Source organism: Rhizobium sp. RU35A (genome assembly GCF_900156005.1).
Taxonomy (GTDB): domain Bacteria; phylum Pseudomonadota; class Alphaproteobacteria; order Rhizobiales; family Rhizobiaceae; genus Neorhizobium; species Neorhizobium straminoryzae.
In genome coordinates this window covers 64,416-86,995 of the sequence record NZ_FTMR01000002.1, presented here as the reverse complement: position 1 = coordinate 86,995, position 22,580 = coordinate 64,416, and the positions used below count along the sequence as shown (strand labels likewise).

The following is a 22,580-nucleotide window of genomic DNA, read 5'->3' as shown; positions in this document are numbered from 1 at the left end:
CCTCTCAGCCGTGCCATGCCCGAGGGGGATCTTCAACTGCCGCCGCAGAATCGCGAAGAGCAAAGAAAAACCCGGCCAGCAGGGCGCCGGCCGGGGGTTCTATGGCTATCGGTTGCCTCGGTCCGCCCGGGGAGACGGCAGACCGGACAGGCAAGCGGTTCGCGGAGCCGGATCAGCGTTCCTCAGCGCTGCGACGGCGCCTGGTGTTCGGCGGCATCCAGAATGCGGCTCAGCGTCAATGCGGCGAGCGTACAGATCGCGCCCGAGATCAGATAGCCGCCGATGAAGACGATGCCGAACTTGCTGGCAAGACCGAGCGCCACCAGCGGTGCAAAGCCCGCGCCCACAAGCCAGGCGAGATCCGAGGTGAGCGCCGAACCTGTATAGCGATACTGCTGGCCAAAACGCGAGGAAACCGCGCCGGAGGCCTGACCGAAGGAAAGGCCGAGAATGCCGAAGCCGATGATGATGTAGGCATCCTGACCGCGACCGCCAGCGTCGAGCAGGAAGGGGGCGGAGAAGCTGAAGATCGCGATGATGACGGCTCCGACCATCAGCTGCTTGCGCCGACCGATGCGATCCGCCAGTGCACCGGACACCACGACCGCGCAGAGGCCGACCATGGCGCCGATGATCTGAACGAACAGGAATTCACCCGGCGACTGGCCACCATGCAGCGTGACCCAGCTCAGCGGAAAGATCGTGACGAGGTGGAACATCGCAAAGCTTGCCAGCGGCACGAAGGCGCCGAGCAGGATGTCGCGACCATGGACGCTGATCGTTTCGGAAACGGTGCGGGGACGCAGTTCATGGCTTTCGAACAGCTCGCCGAATTCGCGGCTGCCGACGATGCGCAGGCGGGCAAACAGCGCCACGACATTGATCGCGAAGGCCACGAAGAAGGGATAGCGCCAGCCCCAGGTGAGAAAATCCTGCGGGGTCAGGCTGGAATAGAAATAACCGAACAGGGCGCTTGCCAGCGCAAAGCCGAAGGGGGCGCCCAGCTGCGGCATCATGGCATACCAGCCGCGATGCTGCTTCGGGGCGTTGAGCGCAAGAAGCGAGGCCATGCCATCCCAGGCGCCGCCCAGCGCAAAGCCCTGGCCCAGGCGAAACAGCGCCAGAAGCGCCACCGACCACACGCCGATGGTTTCATAGCCCGGAAGGAAGGCGAGCGACGCCGTCGAACCGCCGAGCAGGAACAGTGCGATGGTCAGCTTGGTGCCGCGCCCGTAGGTGCGATCGATCCACATAAAGAACAGCGACCCCACAGGTCGCGCCAGAAAGGCCAGGGAAAACACGGCGAAAGACATCAGCGTTGCCGTTACCGGGTCTCCGGCAAAGGTGAAGACCAGATAGGGGAAGACCAGCACCGATGCGATGCCATAGACGAAAAAGTCGAAGAATTCCGACATGCGGCCGATGATGACGCCAATGGCAATGCTGCCGGGCGACAGCGGCTTGTCGTCATGCATGCGCTGGGCATCGCGCTCGAAGTCGGATGATGTCGGATTGCCTGCTGCTGTAGTCATGAATGCACTCCTCCTATGCGGCGAATAGTCGCCTCCCCACAAAAGAGGATGATGCATATTTGGCCGTTATCAAGTACCAAATGCGGTAGGTTCCAAATTCTGCCGCAATCCCGGCGTGTTAACGCCGTGTAATGGTCCTCGTTTACCATCTCGTAACGAGCCGGCTTGCTCGTTAGGCGATTGTTCAGTGCGCGGCCCCTAAAACAGCCTCTCGCCCTGTGAGTTCCGCGTGCACTGCACGAAAATGTTTTGCACTGCGACGAAAGACCTCATAGGGAGCACGCAGCTAGTGCTTTAGTCGCAAGTAGACAAAACGCAAATTTCGAACTGAAAGATGCCACGGTTGATGACGCTCATTCGCCGGCTTAGTGCCCTGACCCTACCCCTGGCCCTGTCGGGCTGTAATCTCGTCGTGATGTCGCCGTCCGGCGACATTGCCATGCAGCAGCGCGACCTGATCCTCGTCTCGGTCGCCCTGATGCTCCTGATCATCGTGCCGGTGATCTGCCTCACGCTGTATTTCGCGTGGCACTACCGGCGCTCCAACACGACGGCCAAGTACGATCCGGAATGGCATCATTCCACCCGGCTCGAAGTGGTGATCTGGTCGGCGCCGCTGGCGATCATTATCGCGCTCGGCGCCGTGACCTGGGTCAGCACCCACCAGCTCGATCCTTACCGGCCGCTCGACCGGATCGATTCCAAGCGTCCCGTGACCGCCGAGACCAAGCCGATCACCATCGAAGTGGTGGCGCTCGACTGGAAGTGGCTGTTCCTCTATCCGGAACAGGGCATCGCGACGGTCAACGAGATCGCAGCCCCGATCGATACCCCGATCGAGTTCAAGATCACCGGCTCGACCGTGATGAATTCCTTCTACATTCCCGCCCTTGCCGGTCAGATCTACGCCATGCCCGGCATGCAGACCAAGCTGCACGCGGTCATGAACAAGGAAGGCGTCTACGAAGGCTTTTCCGCAAACTACAGCGGCGACGGCTTCTCCGGCATGCGCTTCAAGTTCCACGGGCTGAGCAACGCTGCGTTCGGCGACTGGGTCAGCCGCGTGAAGAGCCAGGGATCCGCTCTCAACCGCGATGCGTATCTGAAGCTGGAGCGCCCGAGCAGTCGCGTACCGGTCACCTACTACGCCACTGTCGAGAACGGTCTCTATGACGCCATCCTGAACCTGTGTGTCCAGCCGGGTCAGATGTGCGCCAACGAGATGATGCACATCGACAAGATGGGGGGTGCCGGCGTCGACAGCGAGGAGAACCGCAAGCGTCTCGAATACGATACTCGCTGGGCCGCGGAAGCGGGCCCCGGCGCAACGTACCCGGCCACAGGCCACGGTGCCAAGCAGGGTCAGGAAGCCGAAGGCGTGAATGCGCCCGCGGCCGCAGGCGACGCAGGCCATGACGGCCACGGCGCGGCGCCCGACCAGCTGAACACAAACCCCAAGCCGTAACGCGGCTGATACGGACTGGAAACAACCATGTTCACGAATACAAACCTGATGGAATTCATCTTCGGACGGTTATCCTGGGATTCGCTGGCTTTCACCCATGAGCCGATCATCCTGGTCACCTTCCTCGGCGTGTGCGTCGGCGGTATCGCCGTGCTGGGCGCCCTCACCTACTTCCGCCTCTGGGGTTATCTCTGGAAGGAGTGGTTCACGAGCGTCGATCACAAGAAGATCGGCATCATGTACGTGATCCTGTCGCTCATCATGCTGCTGCGCGGCTTTGCCGACGCCCTGATGATGCGCACGCAGCAGGCGATCGCCTTCGGCGCCAACGAAGGCTATCTTCCGCCGCACCACTACGATCAGGTCTTCACCGCCCACGGCGTGATCATGATCTTCTTCTTCGCCATGCCGATCGTCACCGGCGTGATGAACTTCGTGGTGCCGCTGCAGATCGGTGCGCGCGACGTCTCCTTCCCCTTCCTGAACAACTTCTCGTTCTGGATGACCGCGGCCGGCGCCGTCATCATCATGCTGTCGCTGTTCGTCGGCGAATTCGCCCGCACGGGCTGGCTCGCCTACCCGCCGCTGTCGGGCGCGGACTACTCGCCGGGGGTCGGGGTCGATTACTACATCTGGGGCCTGCAGGTGGCCGGTGTCGGCACGACGCTGTCGGGCATCAACCTGATCGCCACCATCGTGAAGATGCGCGCACCGGGCATGACCATGATGAAGATGCCGATCTTCACCTGGACCTCGCTCTGCACCAACGTGCTGATCGTCGCCTCCTTCCCGATCCTGACGGCAACCCTCGTCCTGCTCACCCTTGACCGCTACGTTGGCACGAACTTCTTCACCAACGACCTCGGCGGCAACCCGATGATGTATGTCAACCTCATCTGGATCTGGGGCCACCCGGAAGTCTACATCCTCATCCTGCCGGCCTTCGGCATCTTCTCGGAAATCGTGTCGACCTTCTCCGGCAAGCGCCTGTTCGGCTACGCCTCGATGGTCTATGCCACCGTCGTCATCACCATCCTGTCCTACCTGGTGTGGCTGCACCACTTCTTCACCATGGGTTCGGGCGCCAGCGTCAACGCCTTCTTCGGCATCACCACGATGATCATCTCGATCCCGACGGGTGCCAAGATGTTCAACTGGCTGTTCACCATGTATCGCGGCCGCATCCGCTATGAAGTGCCGATGTACTGGACGATCGGCTTCATGGTGACCTTCGTCATCGGCGGCATGACCGGCGTGATGCTCGCCGTTCCGCCGGCCGACTTCGTGCTGCACAACTCGCTGTTCCTGATCGCCCACTTCCACAACGTGATCATCGGCGGCGTGGTGTTCGGCCTGCTCGCCGGCGTCAACTTCTGGTTCCCGAAGGCCTTCGGCTACAAGCTCGATCCGTTCTGGGGCAAGATGTCCTTCTGGTTCTGGCTCGTCGGCTTCTACTTCGCCTTCATGCCGCTCTACGTGCTCGGCCTGATGGGCGTGACCCGCCGCGTCAACCATTTCGAGGATCCCTCGCTGCAGATCTGGTTCGTGATTGCCGCCTTTGGCGCAGTCCTGATCGCGCTCGGCATCGGCTCCTTCATCATCCAGCTGGTCGTCAGCTTCTTCAAGCGCGAAGAGCTGCGCGACACGACAGGCGATCCGTGGAATGCCCGCACGCTGGAATGGTCGACGTCTTCGCCGCCGCCGGAATACAACTTCGCCTTCACGCCCGTCGTGCATGACCATGACAGCTGGTACGACATGAAGAAGCGCGGTTACGTGCGTCCGCTGGAAGGCTTCAAGCCGATCCACATGCCGAAGAACACCGGCACCGGCGTAATCCTGTCGGCTCTGAGCGTGGGGTTTGCCTTCGGCATGATCTGGTACATGTGGTGGCTGGCTGCCCTGTCGTTCATCGCGATCCTGGTCGTCTCCATCGCACACACCTTCAACTACAAGCGCGATTACTATATCCCGGCAGAAACCGTCGTTGCGACGGAGGCCGCCCGGACCAAGCAGCTTGCGGAACAGGCCTGATCAACATGAGTGACACCCAAGCCGTTTCGGCCGAAAAGCCGACCTTCTACCTGACGGAAGAACACCATCCGGAAAACAGCACCATGCTGGGCTTCTGGATCTACCTGATGAGCGACTGCCTGATGTTTGCAGTCCTCTTTGCAACCTACGCCGTGCTCGGCCGCAGCTATGCGGCCGGCCCCTCCCCCGCCGACCTGTTCGACCTCCAGCTTGTGGCGATCAACACCGCCATGCTGCTGTTCTCCTCCATCACCTATGGCTTCGCCATGCTGCGGATGGAAAAGGGCGACAAGGGCGGCACGCTGGGCTGGCTGGTGCTGACCCTGCTGTTCGGCCTCGCCTTCCTCGGGATCGAACTCTACGAATTCCACCACCTGATCCATGAAGGTGCCGGCCCGCAGCGGTCCGCCTTCCTCTCGGCCTTCTTCACCCTGGTCGGCACGCACGGTCTGCACGTCACCTTCGGCAGCATCTGGCTCGTGACGCTGATGGTGCAGGTGTCGAAGTACGGCCTCATCGAAGCCAACCGCCGTCGCCTGATGTGCCTCTCCATGTTCTGGCACTTCCTCGACGTGGTCTGGATCGGCGTCTTCTCCCTCGTTTACCTGATCGGAGTGCTCGGATGAGTTCGCAACCGCACGCGCCGGCGCATGAAAGCGCCCATAACACGCATCACGGGCACAGCCACGGCCACGAGGCCGCCCACGGCACCTTCGGGAGCTACGTGACCGGCTTCATCCTGTCGGTCATCCTCACCGCCATTCCGTTCTGGCTGGTGATGGGCAATGTGCTGGACAGCAAGGCCCTGACGGCCACGATCATCATGGCGCTCGCCGTCGTGCAGATCGTGGTGCACATGATCTACTTCCTGCACATGAACTCCAAGTCGGAAGGCGGCTGGACGATGCTGGCGCTGATCTTCACGATCATCATCGTCGTCATCGCGCTCTCCGGCTCGCTCTGGGTCATGCATCATCTGAACACCAACATGATGCCGATGAACCCCGAAATGATGAAGAACATGCCCTGACGGCAGGACGGGCGGCCTCTGCGGCCGCCCCTTCGAGGATTGCACGACATGACGAACGAGGTCCGCCCCACAGCCGCAAAGCGCCCTACGGCCTTTGCCCTCGTGATGGCGGGCCTCGTTCTCGTTTTTCTGTCGCTCGGCACCTGGCAGGTGCAGCGCCTGTTCTGGAAGCTCGACCTGATTGCCCGCGTCGATGCAAGGGTTCACGCCGAACCGGTCATCGTGCCGACCCCCGCAGACTGGCCGCGCATCACCGTCGAGAGCGACGAATACCGCCACGTCACCGCAACCGGCACCTTTCTCAACGACCGGGAAACCCTCGTCCAGGCCGTAACGGACCTTGGTCCCGGCTTCTGGGTGCTGACGCCGCTTCAGACCGCCGATCGCGGCACGATCCTGATCAATCGCGGCTTCGTGCCGGCGGAAAAGCGCGAGGCGGCCAGCCGCGCGGCGGGCGAGATCAACGGCGAGACGAAGGTCACGGGCCTGCTTCGCCTTACCGAACCCGGCGGCGGCTTCCTGCGCGCCAACGATCCCGCCGGCAATCGCTGGTATTCCCGCGATGTCGCGGCGATTGCCGCAGCGCGCGGCGTCGCGAACATTGCCCCCTATTTCATCGATGCCGACAAGACGCCGAACGCCGGCGGCTATCCGGTCGGCGGGCTGACCGTGGTGACCTTCCGCAACAGCCATCTGGTCTATGCGCTGACCTGGTACGCGCTGGCGGCCATGTCGGCCGGCGCTTTCGTCTATCTGCTGCGCCAGCGCCGCAGCGCCTGACGGCCGTCCATCCCCTGCGTTTTCCGGCGCATCGCCTGGCGGAACTCCCGGTGTCCTCTGCCGTTAGGCACAGACAGGAAAGGCAGGCATCATGATCAAGGACCCCGCAAACGATCCCATTACCACGCCGGGCGACAGCCCTACGCACCGCCGCCGCAAGCAGCGCGGCGGACGCGGCATCGTGACCTTCTTCATCCTTTTTGCGCTGGGCGCCTTCGCCATGTATCTGTTCGTGGTGATCTACGGCTCGGTCGCCTCGACGCCGTAACGCCGCTCGCAGCAGCGGGGCCGGTCGCATCGACCAGCCCCGGCTGGCGCATCACAGGGTCACCGGCTCATCCGTATGGTAGGCGAGGCTGCGGTTGCGGAAGCGTTCGGCCGCGCCGGGATCGGAATAGCGCGGCAGAAGGTCCATGTCCGTCTTGTTGAGGATCACGCCGACGGTCTTGGCCGCGAGCACCGGCTCCGCCTCCATAAGCCCCTGCACCAGCTTGACTGGCGTCGCCCCCCATTCCGCCACAAAGACATAGGCATCCACGAAGGGCGCGAAGGCCTTGGCATCGATGGTCGGCACCAGCGGCGCCAGATCCACGACGATATAGTCGAAGCGGCTGCTGACCGTCTCCATCAGGCGCCCCATTTCCGGCGAAGCCAGAAGCTCGCTGGCATGCGGCTGGGTCTCGCCGCGCGCAAAGAAGGGCATCACCGCCAGCTTGGCCTTGGTATCGACCGTGATGGCGCTCGTCCACGGCACCTCGCCGCGCAGCACATCCATCAGTCCATGGGTGGCATCGGTTCCCAGCACGATGCTGGAGCCGCCCTGCGTCGGATCGGCATCGAGCAGCAGCGTGCGCTTGTTGAGCGCGCCGAGCAGGATGGCGAGATTGGCGGCCACCGTCGACTTGCCCTCACCCGACAGCGCCGAAACCACGGCGATGACACGGCATTCGCGGTTCGGCAGTGCCACGTCGCAGGCAAGCTTGGCATTGCGCAGCGTCTCGGCAAAGGCGGAGCGCGGATGCTCCGCAGCCACACGCGTCAGGCGACGGGCAAAGCGCTTGGCATCCCCCGCCGCGTCATAACCGGGATCGGCGCCATCCGGCTCGCCCGTCCCCTTCTTCTTCTTGCCGCGCGCGGCCGCCGCTTCCGCCGCAGCGGAGCGCACCCGCGGCAGATAGCCGAGAAAACGCATGCCGAGGCGTGCGCGCACGTCGTGCCCCAGCCGGAAGGCGCGCTCCTTCAGCTCCAGCACGGTCGCGATGCCGCCGCCGATGAAGAGTCCCAGCACAACGGAGAGCGCCATGGTCAGGGTCTTCTTCGGGCTGGAGGGCGCGGTGGGCACCCCTGCCTCCGAGATCACGCGCGCCTTGGCAATCGGGAAGGACTGCTGCTGCGTCGCCTGTTCGAAACGGTCGAGGTAGGTCTGGTAGGTGGCCTTCAGCGAATTGGCCTTCTGCTCCAGCTCCCGCAGTTCCACCAGCGAGACATTGGCCTGCGAATTGTTGCCGGCCACATGGTCGATGCTGTCGCGCAGCGATTTTTCACGCGAGCTTGCCACCTCGTAATCGTTGCGGAAGCCGGAGGTCATCTGCTGCAACTCGCGAAAGATCTGCTGGGCGAGATCGTTCTTCTGGCCCTCCAGCAGCTTGGCCTGCGGATGATCGGCACCGAACTGTTCCACCACGGCACGCTCGCGCTCCTGCGCGGCCTGATAGCGGCGGCGCAGATCCTTGATGACGGAATTGTCGGTCTCCGTGGAGGAGACGAGCGCATTGTTGACGGCAGCCTGCGGCCCCTGATCGAGGATCGCCTTGTACTGATTGTAGCGGGCCGAGGCGGTTGCCGTATCGGCCTGCGCCACGATCAGCTGGCTGGTCAGGTCGGAGAGCTGCTGAGAGGACAGAAGTTCGCCGCGCGGCGAGATCAGCCCATGCTTGATCTTGTACTGTTCGACGGCAAGGGCTGCCTCCTGGGAGCGCTGGTTGAGGTCGTTCAACCGCTCCTGCAGCCAGTTCGAGGCCCGTTCGGTCGCGTCAAAATTGGCACTCAGCTGTTCGGACAGATAGGCCGCGGCATAGGACTTGGCGAGCCGGGCCGAGAGCAGCGGATCGGGCGACTGCACGGCAATGGCGATGACGGAGCTACGGCCGACACGGTTGACGTCGAGGGATTCCTGCAGGATGGCGGCGGCCTTTTCGCGCCGGCCATTGCGCGCATCCGTCTCGGACACGGGCGCTTCTGCCGGCTTGACCAGGCTCACCAGGCTTTTCACGCTACCCTTCAGGAGACCGATCGGCGACTGTGGCGGATCGAGAAACAGCTGATTGTCCTGCAGCTTCAGATCATCCACCACCCGCAGCGCCAGCGCCTTCGACTTCAGGATTTCAACGGCACTCGACAGCCGGTTGTCCGTCTGCTGTGCCGACTGGCTGTTGTCCTCCTGCTCGCCATAGCGCGACAGGTTCTCGTCGATCAGCATCTGCGTCAGCGCCGTATAGGTGGGCGGCGTGAAGACGAGATAGGTGCCGCCCAGCAGCACGGCCACCGCCACACAGAGGCCGATCAGCCGCAGGTGGCGCATCAGCGCGCTTGTCAGCCGGTCCAGATCGATGAAGGAATCCTGGTCCCGATTGGCCGCCGGGAACGTCGCCGTGCGCAGATTGACATGATCCATCATGAAGATCCCTTAACGTCCCTCGATCCGAGGGGATGATCAGAACGACGCCCGGGCGGGACGACGTGAATTGGAAACGAAGAAACGGCGCAGACGCGCCGCGATCGGCATTTTCAAATGGCGCAGCGCGGCCGGATGGCGCACCGCAACCCCGAGACATCCCGAAAGCGACCGCTGCTTGATATGCTCGACCAGCATCAGGAAGGCGCCGGCCTCGATGAGGCTGCGGGTGCGGCGCGCCTGGGCGCGACGGGCCTCGCCCTCCAGCGGGAAACGCGCGACAAAGCCGCGATCGGCGGCGATCATCGCCTCGACATGCCGGGGCTCCAGCACGCGCGAGATCGATCCTTCGCGAATGTGATAGATGTAGCCGACGCCCGGTTCGACGGCGCAGCGACCGCCCGAAGCGAGCGCCGAGGCCAGCAGCAGATAATCTTCGCCGATCCGCAAGGACGGATCGAAACGCAGCCCCTGTTCGTTCAGGAACGCGCGCGAAAACATCGGCTTCATGTAGCCGAAGTTGAAGGTGGAGCGGAAAATCACGTTGGAGCCGATGAAGTCCGCCAGCGTCAGCAGGGGGCGCTGCTGAAGATCCTCACGCGCAAACATGGTGACCACGGGCTCGCCGGGCTTTGCGACATCGAGATTGTCCACCACAATCTCGGCCCCGAGACGCGCCGCCGCCGCGATCATCGCGGCGGAACGCTCCGGGCGCACCTCGTCATCGGAATCCAGCACGGCGATCCAGCGGCCGAGTGCGGCATCGATGCCGGCATTGCGGGCGGCACCCGGCCCGCCATTCTGCGCCATCTCGACCAGCCGCACGCGCGGATCGCCGAAATAGCGCACCAGTTCTGCCGTGCCGTCGCTCGAGCAATCGTCGACGACGACCACTTCCAGCGTGATGCCGGTCTGGGCCAGCGCGCTGTCGATGGCGCGGCCGATCGTCTCGCGCGCATTGTAGGCGGCAATCACGAAGCTCACATCCGGCACGGGCGCCTCGCTCATGCAGCCTCCATCTGTCCATACTGGCGGATTTCCCGCAGTCCCAACACGCCGCTGACGGCCCCGACATGCAGGGCGCCGCGCAGGGCATAGCGGTTGCGAGCAACCGGGGAAAACAGGGAGCCGATCGCGCCGAGGCCGCAGACGCCAGCCTTGGCCGCAGCAATGGATGCATGCATCAGCCGCCCGGGGGCGGAGCGGCGCGCGCCGAGAATGCGGCCATGCGTCTGGCCAGAGCGGAAGCGCCGCTTCAAAAGCCAGCCGAAGCGCGCACGTTTTTCCGGCACCGGCTCCCGCAGCAGCGCGCGTTCGGCAAAGGCGATGGTGCCACCCTCGGCGGTCAGCGCGGAGAAGAACTGCGTATCCTCGCCGCCGCTCTGGCCGAGCGACAGGTCAAAGCGCCGGCTTTCGAGACGCGGGCTTCTGAGATCAAGCAGCACGTTGCAGGTATAGCCGGTGCGGATGACCTTATCGACCCAGACGGGACGGGTGGAATGGAAATCGCCGGTCTTCATCCAGGCGGGCGCCGTCTCGTCATAGACGGCATCGACCGGGCCCAGCACCGCATCGGCCCCGGTGGAAAAGGCGGTCGCCAGCAGTTCGGACAGCCATTCCGGCGAGGCCGTCTCGTCATCGTCGATGAAGGCGAGATAGTCCGCGTCGCTTGCCGCAAGGCAGGCATTGCGGGCAATAGAGATGTTCGCCTTCGGGCAATGCACATAGAAGATCGTGAAGGGAGAACGCGCGCGCAGCGCCTCGACCCGCGCCTTCGCGCTTGGCACCGCATCGTTGTCGGCAACGATCAGGCGCAGCCGCGTGCCGGCCGGCACCACCTGCGCAAAAAGCGACAGCAGCGTGTCCTCCAGTTCCGGCCGGCGGAAGGTGCAGATGCCGATATCGACATAGACGAGAGACGGATCGGGCCCGGCCATCATGCGGCGGCCCTCCGGAAGCGGGAGCCGATCACTTCCTGCCAGAAGCCGGCCGACCAGGCGAAATGCATGATCATGGCCGAGACGGCGGCAAGCGGCCCGTGCGGATTGCGCTCGGCAAGGGCCAGCCAGAAACCGTAGGCGAGACAAAGGCCGGCCCAGACCAGAAGCGGAACGGCGGCCGCCCAATGAACGACGGCCAGCAGGGCACCGATGGCCACCGGCACCACCGCAAGCGGCAGTGCCTGACGCAGTTTCGGCCGCATGCCGTGCTTCAGGAGATTGCGGGCGCGGCCGCGGCCATAGCCCATGTACTGCCGGAACAAAGCGAGCGGCCTGGAGCGCGGATAATAGGTCATGAAGGTGCGGCCGGTCATCCAGATGCGGAAGCCGGCGCGGCGCAGGCGCACGTCAAGCTCCGCATCCTCGTTGTGGGTGAAGCCCTCGTCATAGCCACCGATGGCGCGGAATGCCGCAAGCCGCATCAGCGCGTGATGGCCGTGGTCGATCCAGTGGCCGTCCGCGCCGGCCCGGTGCTTGGCGCCGCCATTGCCGAGTTTCGAATTCTGTGCCACCGCCGTTGCCTTCTGAAAGGCGCCGAAGCCGACGGTCTTCATGCCGACCACGACGGAATCGGCGCCGGTATCGACCGCCTCCTGCAACAGCACCTGGCAATAGTCCGGTGGGTAGTCGCCATGCGCATCCACACGGATCAGATAATCGCGCCCCTCGCCGTAGCGCAGGGCGGCAAGATTGACGGCCGCGCTCTGGATGCGGCGCGGATTGTCGAGAAGCACGAGCCCGTCGATCTCCTCTGCAAGGCGCTGGACGATCGCCCGCGTGCCATCCGTGCTGCCGCCATCGGCCACCACGATCAGCATGTCGTGATTGCCGCGACCGGCGCTCAGCTGCCGCACCAGCGTCTCGATATGGGCAGCCTCGTTGAGGCAGGGGATGACCAGAAGAACCTTCATTTCGGCGGGTGTTTCCATCGTCATGCGATCAACCTTCCGCTGGCAGGGGGTGAGAAAGGGCATGATCGGCGGCGCGGCGCGCCCGCGGCGAGAGCACCGTCAACTGGCGCACCAGCGCCTCGCAGTCGGCCCGCGTGGTGATCCACTGGCGGCGCTCCACGCCGGCCAGGGTCTGCTGCAGCGTGGCATAGGTTTCGGCGGGAAGCGCCGTCAGCAGGGCGCCAAGTGTTTGCGGATCGGCATCAGTGAGCAACAGGCCGAGACCGCGGGCGGCGAGGAAACGCCCCGTCTCGGTGCGGGCGAGCGCGATCGGCACCGCCCCGTGCAGCGAGGCCTCGTATAGCCGGTTCGGCAGAAGCCATTCGGAATTCAAACCTTCCTCGAAGAAATCGATCGCCCAGGCGAAATGCACATCGCGATAGATGGCGGCGAGATCCTCCGGATTGCGATAGGTACCGTGAAAGGTCACATGCGGCGCCTTTTCGACCATGGCCGCAAAATCGGGAAACTCCTTCGGCGAGACGCGCCCGCGGATGACGATCTCGACGCATCCTCGCATCTCTTCGGCAAGCCGGCTCAGAATCTCCCAGGTCTTGCGGCAGCGGATGGCGCCGAACCAGCCGATCCGCCAAGCTTCGCCGGGCGCCGGCCGCTTCGGTTCCGGCGCTGCCTCCGCCATGTGACCATCGAGATCGAGCACCTTGTTTTCCAGAAGCAGGACCGGCAGGTGGAGATGCGACAGCGGCCGGAAGTAGTTTTCGACGAAGGCCGGCGAACTGGTGACGAGCATCGCCGCCTCCCGGCCGAAGCGGCCTTCGGCGGCCCGCAGCACCCGCCCCTTCACACCGCGGTCAAGCAGCAGACGGTGAATGTCGAGGCATTCGTAGACGACCGGCACATCGCCGCCGAACAGGCGGGCGGCCGTGCCCGACAAAGCCAGTGTTTCGAGATTGCGGGCAAGGATGACATCCGGCGGCGCGATATTCTTCAGCACCTGCGACAGGGAAAATTTCGCCTTCGCCACCGCTGCGATGCGCTGGCCAAGCCGCCCGTCGGCGGTGCGGCCCAGCACGCGAAGATCGATCCCGGTCTCACCGGCCAGCCGGTTCTCGTCACGCACAAAACCCGCCACCGTCAGCTGCGCGCCTCCGGCCTTCAGCATGGTCACCCGTCGGCGGATGGCCGGATCGGAGAGATCATGGGCGAGATAAAGGATCTGCAACGTCACGTCGTCGAACTCCTGTTGCCGCGCGATTGCGGACATGCCGGCATGCTGTCTGACGAAGCCGCGAGATGCGGCTCAGTCTTGCGCGCAGAGCACGGAGCCCTGAAAACGGCAGCCCTCGCCGAGCGCGGTGAAGGCGATGCGTTCCACCTGCATCGTCACCGGGCCGGAATAGGCGAAGGTGCCCATCCAGTCCTTCAGCGTGTCGCTGCCCCAGAGGCTGGCGAAGATCTTCTGCGGATGACTGGGGATCTTTGCCGGGTCCGTCACCTCATGCACCAGCCGGCCATTGACGAAATAGCGCAGCCGGTTGCGCTCCCAGATGAAGGCATAATCGTTGAAACCCTTGTCGGCTCCGCCGGCGACCGGCACCAGCTTCTCATTGCCGCCCTTGGCGGAAATATACTGGTTGAGCTGCACCTCGCCGGTGTTCTTACCGAGCACCTCGAAGTCGATCTCGTCATGCGGCTGCTTGTCGGTCGGACCGATATAGGAGAAGAAGGCGGAGTTCAGCCCGGTTCCGGTACCGGCCTTCATGCGGATCTCATAGGTGCCGTAACCATAGCGCTGGCGGGTCTGGATCTCGCCGCAGACATAGGCGCGGTCGCCCACCTGCTGGCGCTCCAGCCCGAGCGTCAGCAGGCCGCCCTCGACCTTCACCTGTCCCTTGGACCAGGTGCAGTTCTGGTGCGGGCCATTGTTCCAGCCGTCGGACACATACCAGAAGGACGTATCCAGCCGGTCGAACTTTTCCACGAAGGAGGGGCCGAGGGACTGCGCCGAAGCCGGTGCTGCGGCCAGCACCGCTGCACCGATGGCGGCAAGGACGAACGGGCGGATCAGGATCTTGCCGGTCATGGTCTACCTCTGCTGATGGATCAGGCGGGCGGAATGGCCGGGGCCGGACGCGGCCCCTTTCGGCGCACCGTGTGGAGGAAAGGATCTGCGATTGCGGCTGCCGGTCAGAACCTCGTAGAGCGCGGGCGCCTTTGCGCACACCAGCCGATTGCTAAGGATCATGACCGCAAAGGTGAGAAGCACGGCGCCGATATAGAACACCGGATAGTAGTCGGCGCTGATATAGCGGTTCCACACCATCCACATCAGCATCAGCAGCGGATAGTGCGCGCAGAAGGTCCAGAAACTGAGGCTGCCGGAGGCGGCCAGACGCTGGCCAAGGCGGGTGCGCACCAGCGGCGCAGACAGAAGCCAGAAGCCGAGCGCGCCGAGAATGGCCAGAAGATTGCGCAGGATGTCGAGCATCAACGGATAATCAGGCCCGTTCGACAAAAGCGGATCGGCCAGGACCAGGGCGGCGAGCAGCACGAGCCCGATGCCGAGCGGCGCATGGCGATCCAGCATCTTGAGATCGACCCGCTGCAGCGCGAGAAAAATGCCGAGCGTGAAGCTGAACAGGATCGACTGCTTGAGAACGATGCCGGAGGTCAACTGCGGGATGACCGCGATGGCAAAGAGCACACCCAGCACCGGCGCCGGCGCCTTGCGCACGAGGAAAGCAAGCAGCGGCGACAGGACGATGCAGACCATCAGATCACGCAGGAAATACAATGGCAGGTTGACCGGAAAGTCGCCGGCGGCCAGAGCATGATCGGCCCAGTCGGCAGGCTTTGCGGCCCACAGATCCGGAAAATAACCGATCCCGACGCCAAAGTGCTGCATGAAGAGCACACAGAGCAGCACTGACAGGTTCCAGATCAGGAAGGGCATCAGCAGCGTGCGCGCCTTTTGCCGGAGCGTGCGGCGATAGTCGAATCCGTCGAGGCCCTTGCGAAACAGCAGATAACCCGAAAGGGCGCTGAGGCAGGGCACACCAATGCGAAACAGGCTTTCGCCCAGAAACACACGAAGCCAGTCGAATTCGTCATTGTTCTGCAGAAAAGGGCTCGCATCGTGGTCGTAAGGGACATGCACGAAGACGATGCCGGCAATCAGCAGCATGCGCATCAGGTTGATGCGGGAGGATATGTTCTGATCAACAGTCACACGGTTCACCCCTCTCTGGTCGCGATCCCCCCTTCGCCACCGGTTCCGATGAAGCGGACTTATGCCCACGGGAAAAAGTCTGCTGCCCAGTTTCGGGAATAATGTGGCACTGCAGCAAAATCTCAAGATGCGAATAGCCTCCGGAGCCATCCGAAAGCGGCTGCAGGAGAGCCCGAACGCTACAGAGGCAAGGCTAGTCACTTGAATTCAGGGGGCTTTCCGCGATCACGCCGCCCCAAAAAATGTTCCAAAAATTTACACATCCCTCTTCAAAAAACTTTTCCGAGGCGCAGATCTCCTACCTCAGACGGGTTTAGCCGGCGCCAAATACGGCAAAAATGAGGCAAACATCACGATCGCACCTCGAAGCCATGAGGACCGACAACAGAAGTGAACCATTTTAGAACACATGAGCCGAAACAAAACATTGGCCATCCCGCCGTTTTTCCGGCAGTTTGGGCACTGGCATGACAGGGTCTTGCCGCAATGCAATATGCGAACAAATTTCAGCCGGATTGAGAGGGTTCTCATCGGTCATGCTGACGGCCTGAGGCAAGGCTTGCGGCGCGAAAACACAGATTCACCATCGCTTTGCGGCCCGCCGGGCCGCCGGGCACAGACTGCCGTTTCATCCAGGTTTCCGGGCAGCGCCAGGGAACCGCGACATTGACAGGCTGGGGGCGACCTATGGCGACGTTCACCGTGATCATTCCGTTCTATCAACGCGAGCCGGGCATCCTCACCCGTGCCCTAGACTCGATTTTCGCGCAGACATATTCGGATTTCGATATCATCATCGTCGATGATGAATCCCCCCTGCCGGCCGCAAGGGAGCTGGAAGGGATGGATGCAGGCGAGCGGGACCGCATCCGCGTCATCCGCCAGCCGAATGCGGGACCGGGCGGCGCGCGCAATACGGGACTGGACAACATTCTCCCCGGCACCACGTTTGCGGCCTTTCTCGATTCCGACGACATCTGGCTGCCGACCCATCTGGAGAATGCCCACAAGGCGCTGACCACGCTTGAGGGCGACTGCTACTGGGCCTCGATGCAGGCGGACGAGGATTTCTACTACCATTTCGGCATGGCCAAGCTGGAAGAGGAGGCCGGCGCACGCCGCGTGATGGACGAACCACTGGTGCTTGAAGTGGCCGATCTCGCCAGCGTCATGCTGCGCAATTGGAGCTTCCTGCACCTCTCCTGCATGGTGATTGCCCGGCCGATCTTCGAGACGATCCGCTTCGAACCGACGTTGAGGCTGGCGGCAGAGGATGTGCTGTTCTTCTGCGACTGCATTCTGGCCGCGAAACGGCCAATCCTGTGCGATGCCGCCGGTGCCGGGCGCGGGCGCGGCATCAACATCTTCCACAGCATCGACAACCAGTCGCCGCAGTTCCTGCGCCAGCAGTTCAACACTTGGGTGGCGCTCGACAGGCTGGAGAAGCGTTTCTCGCGCCGCCCGCAGGATGTGGCCTCGATTGCCGCCTACAAGAACACCGCGCGCCGGCAAGCACTCTGGAGCCAGGCCGGCCTTGTGCGCCGCCGCAAGGTGCCGGACCTGCAGATGCTGGCGCGCTGGATGATGCGCGATCCCGCCCTGATCCGCACCGTCTTCGAACTCGGCACCGGCAAGATCCGCAGCGCGCGCTAGATCATGCGCATCAGGCCGGCCCTCCCCCATCAACGGAACCGAAGGACCACACGATGAAGCCCTATTACTGGGAATCCCACCATGGCAATTTCGGCGACGACCTGAACCTCTGGCTCTGGGACTATCTGCTGCCCGGCCTCAGAGAGGTGCATCCGCAGACGCTGCTCGTCGGAGTCGGCACGGTGCTGAACCCGGTGCTGCTGCCGAAGGGCAAGCCGAAACTGGTGATCGGCAGCGGCTATGGCTATGGCACGCCGCCCGATATCTCCGACCGAAGCGAATGGGACGTGCGCGCCGTGCGCGGCCCGCTGACCGCCGAAAAACTGGGTCTCACCCCCGAGATGGGCATCGTCGATCCCGCCGTGATGGTGACCGAGATGCCGGAATTCCGGAACCAGCCGAAGCGCTTCAAGCGCACCTTCGTGCCGCACTGGGAATCGGCCGAGTTCGGCATCTGGGAAGCCGTCTGCGAACCGGCCGGGCTCACCTATCTCGACCCCCGCGGCGAGGCTCGCGACGTGATTGCCCGCATCGCCCAGTCGGAGCTGATCGTGGCGGAATCCATGCATGCCGCCATCCTGGCGGATGCCTTCCGTGTGCCGTGGGTCGCGGTCAGCACCTCGCGCGCCATCAACAGCTTCAAGTGGAGCGACTGGGCGGCAACCGTCGGCGTTACCTACCGGCCGCGCTACGTGCCGGTCTCCACCCGGGCGGAAGCCATTCACAAGCAGTCTCGCTTCTGGGGTGTGAAGTTCGAAGGGACTGGCGCCTCGCATGCGCCACCTGCCGGGCCCGGCAATGTCGGCACGCTGCCGCCCCGCACAGGCATTCATGCGCCCTGGCGCAAGGCCGCCAAGCAGCTGCTGGCCGCCCCTTCCGCGCTTGCGCTGTGGCAGGCAAGCCGCGCCGAGCCGCAGCTGTCGCCGGATGGTCGCCTGGAGGAACGCAAGGACCGGCTGTGCGCGGTGCTGGAAGGCGTGCGGCGGGATTACTTCTGACGCCACCCGCCGCGATGCCCAGCCTTACTGCCGGGCCACCGGCACGGCGGGCAGCAGATAGCGCAGCTTGCCGGCAGGCACCGGTGGCTGCGTCTGCTTGGCGCCGGCAAAGGCCTCCAGCTTGTCGCCCAGAACGCCGGCGAGGACGCCCGGCGCCGTCAGCGGGTGCGTCAGCAGATGACGAACCGCCGCTGGCGCGCCCCCCTTGGCCTTGATGTCGAGCGCATGGCGCAGGTCATGCCGCGCCCTGATATGGCGTTCGTGCCGCGCCACCGCCTTCGCCTGCTCCGCCGTCAGGAGGCCGGGTGTCAGCCGGATGCGACGCTCGGCCTCGTAAAGCCGGCGCAGGTCTTCCGTCCGGTGCCGGCCGCTCAGCGAATTGGCCCTGACCACCGCACCATAACCGCAGTGATCGATGACCTTGTAGCGGGCGCCACGCGCAAGGGCGCGCAGATAGAGATCATAATCCTCGCCGAGCCGCAGGCTCTCGTCATACCGCAAGTCATGCGCGATCAGGAAGCTTCGCCGCATGATCGGCTTCAGGAAGCCGATCTCGCCGCGTGGGCGGCCGCGCCGGGAAATGTTGCCCTCCACGAAATCGACGAGCGACAGCTGGCGGCTGCGGGCCTCGAAGCGCTCCGGCTCGACGGCTTGCGCGGGATCGTGATGGATGAAGCCGATATTGTCGGCAATCAAATCCCAGTCCGCCTCGGCCTGCATGGGGCCGAAGCGGCCGGGAAAGAAGAAATCATCCGCATCAAGAATGCCGATCAGCGGTGCGGTGGAAATGTCGATGGCATGGTTGCGGGCCGCCGAGGGGCCGCGGTTCTTGTCAAACCTTGCAACCACAAGCCGGCCGGTTCCATCATCCGCCCGATGCGCCGCACCGGCCGTGTCGTCGCCCGACCCGTCATCCACCACCACGACTTCCTGCACCGCCGCCTCCGCAAGCGCCGAGCGGATTGCCTTGCCGATGGTCTCGGCGGCATCCTTGGCCGCGATGATGACGCATACCTGTTTCCCGATATCCTCGGTCATGCCTGCCTCCGTTGCGGTCGATCGGTGGGATAGGAACTAGGATGATCGCCAGCATAGGAAAGCACCTGCAGCAAAATTGCGGCAGAGCAACATGAGAAAGATCAGCGGTCTCCGATCTTGAGCCGTGTGGGGGAGCGGGAAGCAATCTCACCCTTCACGGTCGCGCTGCCGCGCTCGTCAGTCCGCCCGGCGGCACGCGCCGCCTGCTCCTGCCGCTTCAGACGCTCGGTCCGTTCCCGATGCACCAGCACGAGGACACCGATGAAATAGCCGACCTGCAGGATCAGAGCACAGAGAAGTGTCTGCCAGACGGTGGCAAAGGCTGAACCGTTGAGCGCATAGGTCGCCACAGCAAAGACAACGAGAACGGTCGACATGCTGACGATGACGCGCGGCCCGTACATGGTGTCAGCCTCCCGATCTCGAGGTTTCGTTAGCGCCGTCCCGCTCTCCCTGTCCCGGTTGCACTCGGGCTTTACAGGAACGACCTATTCAGAGTTAGCACATTTGCGTTCACACGTACCATGACTATTTGGTAATGTCGCTTCAGCAGTGCGTGTTCCGAAAACGGACAGATCCTGCCATCTTTCCGCCGCCATCCGGGCGCGATGAACGGTTTCGGCAGCGTGTGGCACGCCCATCCACACCCCCGCGATCAAAAATTGTTACACAGAAACGGCTCTTCGCGATCTCCGAGTTTGCAGTGCAATATATGCACCGCACCGCAACAAGCAGAGCCTCTGACAGATCTTTCGGTCAGCTTGATGCGGCTGGAAAGAAATCGATCCCCCGGCTGGGGCAAGTGCAAGGCGGCCTTCACTTGACGAAGGTTAAGGCTTTCGCACCGGGTTACGCTCCTTTTTTCGAAAATACACAACAACCTGTCAGCATCGACTGAAGCGACACTGATGTGTCCCAAATAGGATCAACACCAGGATGCGTGTCAGGTGTGCCAAACAGGGAGTCCCGCCCCAACCTGATACAAAAAATAACTGGAAACAAATTCCGGTCGCACAATTATTATCTCATCCGCCGGCACATGATGCGCCGCAATGGCACCGACCACTCGCACCACCAATGGAGTCCTCTCTATGAAGTCCGCGACACGATCGGCAGGTTCGCCGCTTCCCGCAACCGAAGAGATGCACTTCGCCTTTCCCACAGGCGGCGTCGCCAAACGCGCGTTCGATATCGTCACGGCCCTTTCGGCCCTGATCGTCTTCAGCCCGCTTTTTCTGATGATCATGGCGCTCGTCAAATTTTCCGACGGCGGCAAGGTCTTTTACGGTCACAAGCGCGTCGGCCACAATGGCCGCTCGTTCCGATGCCTCAAGTTCCGGACCATGGTGATGAACGGCGACGAGGTTCTGCGCCGCCACCTGCACGCCAATCCGGAAGCCGCGGAAGAGTGGCAGGCCACCCGCAAGCTGAAGGATGATCCGCGCGTCACGACCGTTGGCACCGTGCTGCGCAAGCTCAGCCTTGATGAACTGCCGCAGCTGATCAACGTGCTTCGCGGCGAAATGAGCATTGTCGGCCCGCGCCCGGTCGTCGACGAGGAACTGTCGCTCTACGACAGCTTCGCGGTCTACTATCTGCGCACTCGCCCGGGTCTCACCGGCCTTTGGCAGATCAGCGGTCGCAACGACGTCTCCTACGAGCGACGCATCGCCTTCGACACGCACTATGTCCAGAACTGGTCCCTGATGCAGGACGTCTCGATCATCCTGAAGACCATACCGGCAGTGTGCATGTCACGCGGCAGCTACTGACGGGATTGCGGGAGGACCGCAGCCGGATGCTGCGGATGACGTATCCGTATTCGACCCGCCGCCGGCCAAGGCATGGCGGTTTTTGCCCGGATGACCGAGGGGAAGAGCGGCAGCCGGGCGCCAGAGACAAGGATCATTCATGCGCGTTGCACCCCATCGTGTTCAGCACTTTGCACGCCCCCGTCGTGCCCTGCGGCGACAGGGCCTTCTGGCACTGGTGATGGCCGGAACGCTGATGTCGCTGTCGCCCCTGCCCGGAGGCCAGATCGCGCATGCGGCCGAAGACCAGGGCTACCGGCTGGGCGTCATGGACAAGCTGCGCGTACGCGTGGCGGAATGGCAGGCGGCGGAAGGCGAGATCCGCAACTGGGATGCGATTGCCGGCGACTACAGTATCGGCCCCGGCGGCCAGTTGTCCCTGCCCTTCATCGGCAGTCTGGATGCCCAGGGCAAGACGACCTCCGAGATCGCCGAGGAAATCGGCCAACGCCTGCAGCAGAAGCTTGCCCTGCGCAACCTGCCCTCCGCCTCCGTCGAGGTGGCGGAGTTTCGTCCCGTCTTCCTGACCGGCGACGTACAGACACCCGGCCAGTACGCCTATGGCGTCGGCATGACGGTGCTGAAGGCCGTCAGTCTGGCGGGCGGCCTGCGCCGCTCCGAGGCCGGCCAGCGTTTCGCCCGGGATTTCATCAATGCGCGCGGCCAGACGGACGTGTTCGATTCCCAGCGCGCACGCCTTGTTGCCCGCCATGCCCGACTGGAGGCGGAACGCGCCGACAGCGCCGAGATCGCCATGCCGAAGGAACTGGAAAAAGTGCCGAATGCGCAGGAGCTGATCCGCAGCGAAACCGCGCTCATGAAGCAGCGGCGCGACCGCTATGACCTGCAGTTGAAGGCACTCGCCGAACTCAAATCGCTGCTGCAGAGCGAAGTGGAATCCCTGAAGCGCAAGAGCGAGACGCAATCGCGCCAGCTGGAAATTGCCGAGCAGGATCGCGACAAGATCAGCAAGCTCAGCGAACAGGGCCTCGCCCTCAATTCCCGCCTGCTTTCGATCGAGGAGCGTACGGCAGAAGTGCAGTCGAGCCTGCTCGACATTGACACGAACATCCTGCGCGCCAAGCAGCAGCTGAGTCAGGCCGATCAGGACGAGATCAACCTGAAGAACGACTGGGAGGCCCAGCGCGCCAAGGATATGCAGGATACGGAGGCAGAACTGGAAAAGCTCAACCTGCAGATCGGCACCAACCAGCAACTGATGGCCGAAGCGCTGGCGCAGTCAGCCGAGGCGATCAAGTTCGATCCCAGCGGCCGCGCAACCTCGATCCGCTACTCCGTGGTGCGCGACGACGGCAAGGGTCCCAAGGAAATCCCAGCCGACGAGATGACAAAGCTGCAGCCGGGTGACGTGATCCGCGTCACATCCGAGCTTCTGATGCAGTAAAGCCGCGCATCATGGGGACC

20 protein-coding genes are annotated in these 22,580 nt (G+C 63.4%); 10 read left to right on the top strand and 10 right to left on the bottom strand.

Annotation, left to right across the window (positions count from 1 at the left end; genetic code table 11):
• Window positions 1-182: 182 nt before the first annotated feature.
• Window positions 183-1,532, bottom strand: coding sequence for an MFS transporter (locus F3H95_RS05040; protein ID WP_143125378.1), 1,350 nt, complete (start codon window positions 1,530-1,532; stop codon window positions 183-185).
• A 334-nt stretch (window positions 1,533-1,866) separates the two neighbouring features.
• On the opposite strand from F3H95_RS05040, the gene cyoA reads away from it, so the two are divergent.
• From cyoA to F3H95_RS27075, 6 genes are all read left to right on the top strand, one after another.
• Window positions 1,867-2,997, top strand: coding sequence for a ubiquinol oxidase subunit II (gene cyoA / locus F3H95_RS05035; RefSeq protein WP_143125379.1), 1,131 nt, complete (start codon window positions 1,867-1,869; stop codon window positions 2,995-2,997).
• A gap of 27 nt (window positions 2,998-3,024) precedes the next feature.
• On the top strand, window positions 3,025-5,031 hold the full coding sequence (cyoB, locus tag F3H95_RS05030) for a cytochrome o ubiquinol oxidase subunit I (protein ID WP_149745153.1): 2,007 nt from the start codon (window positions 3,025-3,027) through the stop codon (window positions 5,029-5,031).
• Between the two features lie 5 nt (window positions 5,032-5,036).
• Window positions 5,037-5,657, top strand: a complete 621-nt coding sequence (gene cyoC, locus F3H95_RS05025) for a cytochrome o ubiquinol oxidase subunit III (protein WP_143125381.1) — start codon at window positions 5,037-5,039, stop codon at window positions 5,655-5,657.
• Window positions 5,654-6,061: a cytochrome o ubiquinol oxidase subunit IV gene (cyoD, locus tag F3H95_RS05020; RefSeq protein WP_143125382.1), complete on the top strand. Its 408-nt coding sequence runs from the start codon at window positions 5,654-5,656 to the stop codon at window positions 6,059-6,061. The genes cyoC and cyoD overlap by 4 nt, the downstream gene beginning before the upstream one ends.
• Window positions 6,062-6,166: 105 nt before the next feature.
• On the top strand, window positions 6,167-6,841 hold the full coding sequence (locus F3H95_RS05015; RefSeq protein ID WP_280177831.1) for an SURF1 family protein: 675 nt from the start codon (window positions 6,167-6,169) through the stop codon (window positions 6,839-6,841).
• 91 nt (window positions 6,842-6,932) lie between these two features.
• Window positions 6,933-7,109: a hypothetical protein gene (locus F3H95_RS27075; RefSeq protein ID WP_188134297.1), complete on the top strand. Its 177-nt coding sequence runs from the start codon at window positions 6,933-6,935 to the stop codon at window positions 7,107-7,109.
• Between the two features lie 51 nt (window positions 7,110-7,160).
• On the opposite strand, the gene F3H95_RS05010 is transcribed toward F3H95_RS27075, so the two are convergent.
• Genes F3H95_RS05010 through F3H95_RS04985 form a run of 7 tightly spaced genes read right to left on the bottom strand, consistent with a single transcriptional unit; the run spans window position 7,161 to window position 15,655 of the window.
• Entirely contained in the window at window positions 7,161-9,518 is a 2,358-nt protein-coding gene (locus tag F3H95_RS05010; RefSeq protein WP_348530041.1) for a Wzz/FepE/Etk N-terminal domain-containing protein, read from the bottom strand.
• A 36-nt stretch (window positions 9,519-9,554) separates the two neighbouring features.
• Window positions 9,555-10,523: a glycosyltransferase family 2 protein gene (locus F3H95_RS05005; RefSeq protein WP_149745151.1), complete on the bottom strand. Its 969-nt coding sequence runs from the start codon at window positions 10,521-10,523 to the stop codon at window positions 9,555-9,557.
• Window positions 10,520-11,452, bottom strand: a complete 933-nt coding sequence (locus tag F3H95_RS05000; RefSeq protein WP_149745593.1) for a glycosyltransferase family 2 protein — start codon at window positions 11,450-11,452, stop codon at window positions 10,520-10,522. The genes F3H95_RS05005 and F3H95_RS05000 overlap by 4 nt, the downstream gene beginning before the upstream one ends.
• Window positions 11,452-12,450 carry a glycosyltransferase family 2 protein gene (locus F3H95_RS27070; RefSeq protein WP_188134296.1) on the bottom strand — a complete coding sequence of 333 codons (999 nt, stop codon included), beginning with the start codon at window positions 12,448-12,450 and terminating at the stop codon, window positions 11,452-11,454. Before F3H95_RS27070 ends, F3H95_RS05000 begins: the two co-directional genes overlap by 1 nt.
• Before the next feature lie 4 nt (window positions 12,451-12,454).
• On the bottom strand, window positions 12,455-13,690 hold the full coding sequence (locus F3H95_RS27065) for a glycosyltransferase (RefSeq protein WP_188134295.1): 1,236 nt from the start codon (window positions 13,688-13,690) through the stop codon (window positions 12,455-12,457).
• A gap of 36 nt (window positions 13,691-13,726) precedes the next feature.
• Window positions 13,727-14,509, bottom strand: a complete 783-nt coding sequence (locus F3H95_RS04990) for a glycoside hydrolase family 16 protein (RefSeq protein WP_149745150.1) — start codon at window positions 14,507-14,509, stop codon at window positions 13,727-13,729.
• 3 nt (window positions 14,510-14,512) lie between these two features.
• Window positions 14,513-15,655: an acyltransferase gene (locus tag F3H95_RS04985; protein ID WP_149745149.1), complete on the bottom strand. Its 1,143-nt coding sequence runs from the start codon at window positions 15,653-15,655 to the stop codon at window positions 14,513-14,515.
• A 687-nt stretch (window positions 15,656-16,342) separates the two neighbouring features.
• Here F3H95_RS04985 and F3H95_RS04980 point away from each other — a divergent pair.
• The gene (locus F3H95_RS04980) at window positions 16,343-17,308 is read left to right on the top strand and encodes a glycosyltransferase family A protein (RefSeq protein WP_143125387.1); all 966 of its coding nucleotides are present in this window, start codon (window positions 16,343-16,345) and stop codon (window positions 17,306-17,308) included.
• Window positions 17,309-17,361: 53 nt separating this feature from the next.
• Complete coding sequence (locus tag F3H95_RS04975) at window positions 17,362-18,306, top strand: polysaccharide pyruvyl transferase family protein (protein WP_149745148.1); 945 nt, start codon at window positions 17,362-17,364, stop codon at window positions 18,304-18,306.
• 24 nt (window positions 18,307-18,330) lie between these two features.
• Here the strand turns inward: F3H95_RS04975 and F3H95_RS04970 are convergent, their stop codons facing one another.
• Window positions 18,331-19,344 (bottom strand): glycosyltransferase family 2 protein, encoded by a 1,014-nt coding sequence (locus tag F3H95_RS04970; RefSeq protein WP_149745147.1) that lies wholly within the window; start codon window positions 19,342-19,344, stop codon window positions 18,331-18,333.
• Window positions 19,345-19,445: 101 nt separating this feature from the next.
• Window positions 19,446-19,748: an exopolysaccharide production repressor protein gene (locus tag F3H95_RS04965; protein ID WP_143125390.1), complete on the bottom strand. Its 303-nt coding sequence runs from the start codon at window positions 19,746-19,748 to the stop codon at window positions 19,446-19,448.
• A gap of 687 nt (window positions 19,749-20,435) precedes the next feature.
• Between F3H95_RS04965 and F3H95_RS04960 the strand changes: the two genes are divergently transcribed.
• Both F3H95_RS04960 and F3H95_RS04955 read left to right on the top strand, forming a co-directional pair.
• Entirely contained in the window at window positions 20,436-21,116 is a 681-nt protein-coding gene (locus F3H95_RS04960) for a sugar transferase (protein ID WP_149745146.1), read from the top strand.
• Window positions 21,117-21,351: 235 nt separating this feature from the next.
• A complete protein-coding gene (locus tag F3H95_RS04955; protein WP_244617929.1) occupies window positions 21,352-22,560 on the top strand; it encodes a polysaccharide biosynthesis/export family protein in 1,209 nt (402 codons plus the stop codon).
• Window positions 22,561-22,580 lie beyond the last annotated feature (20 nt).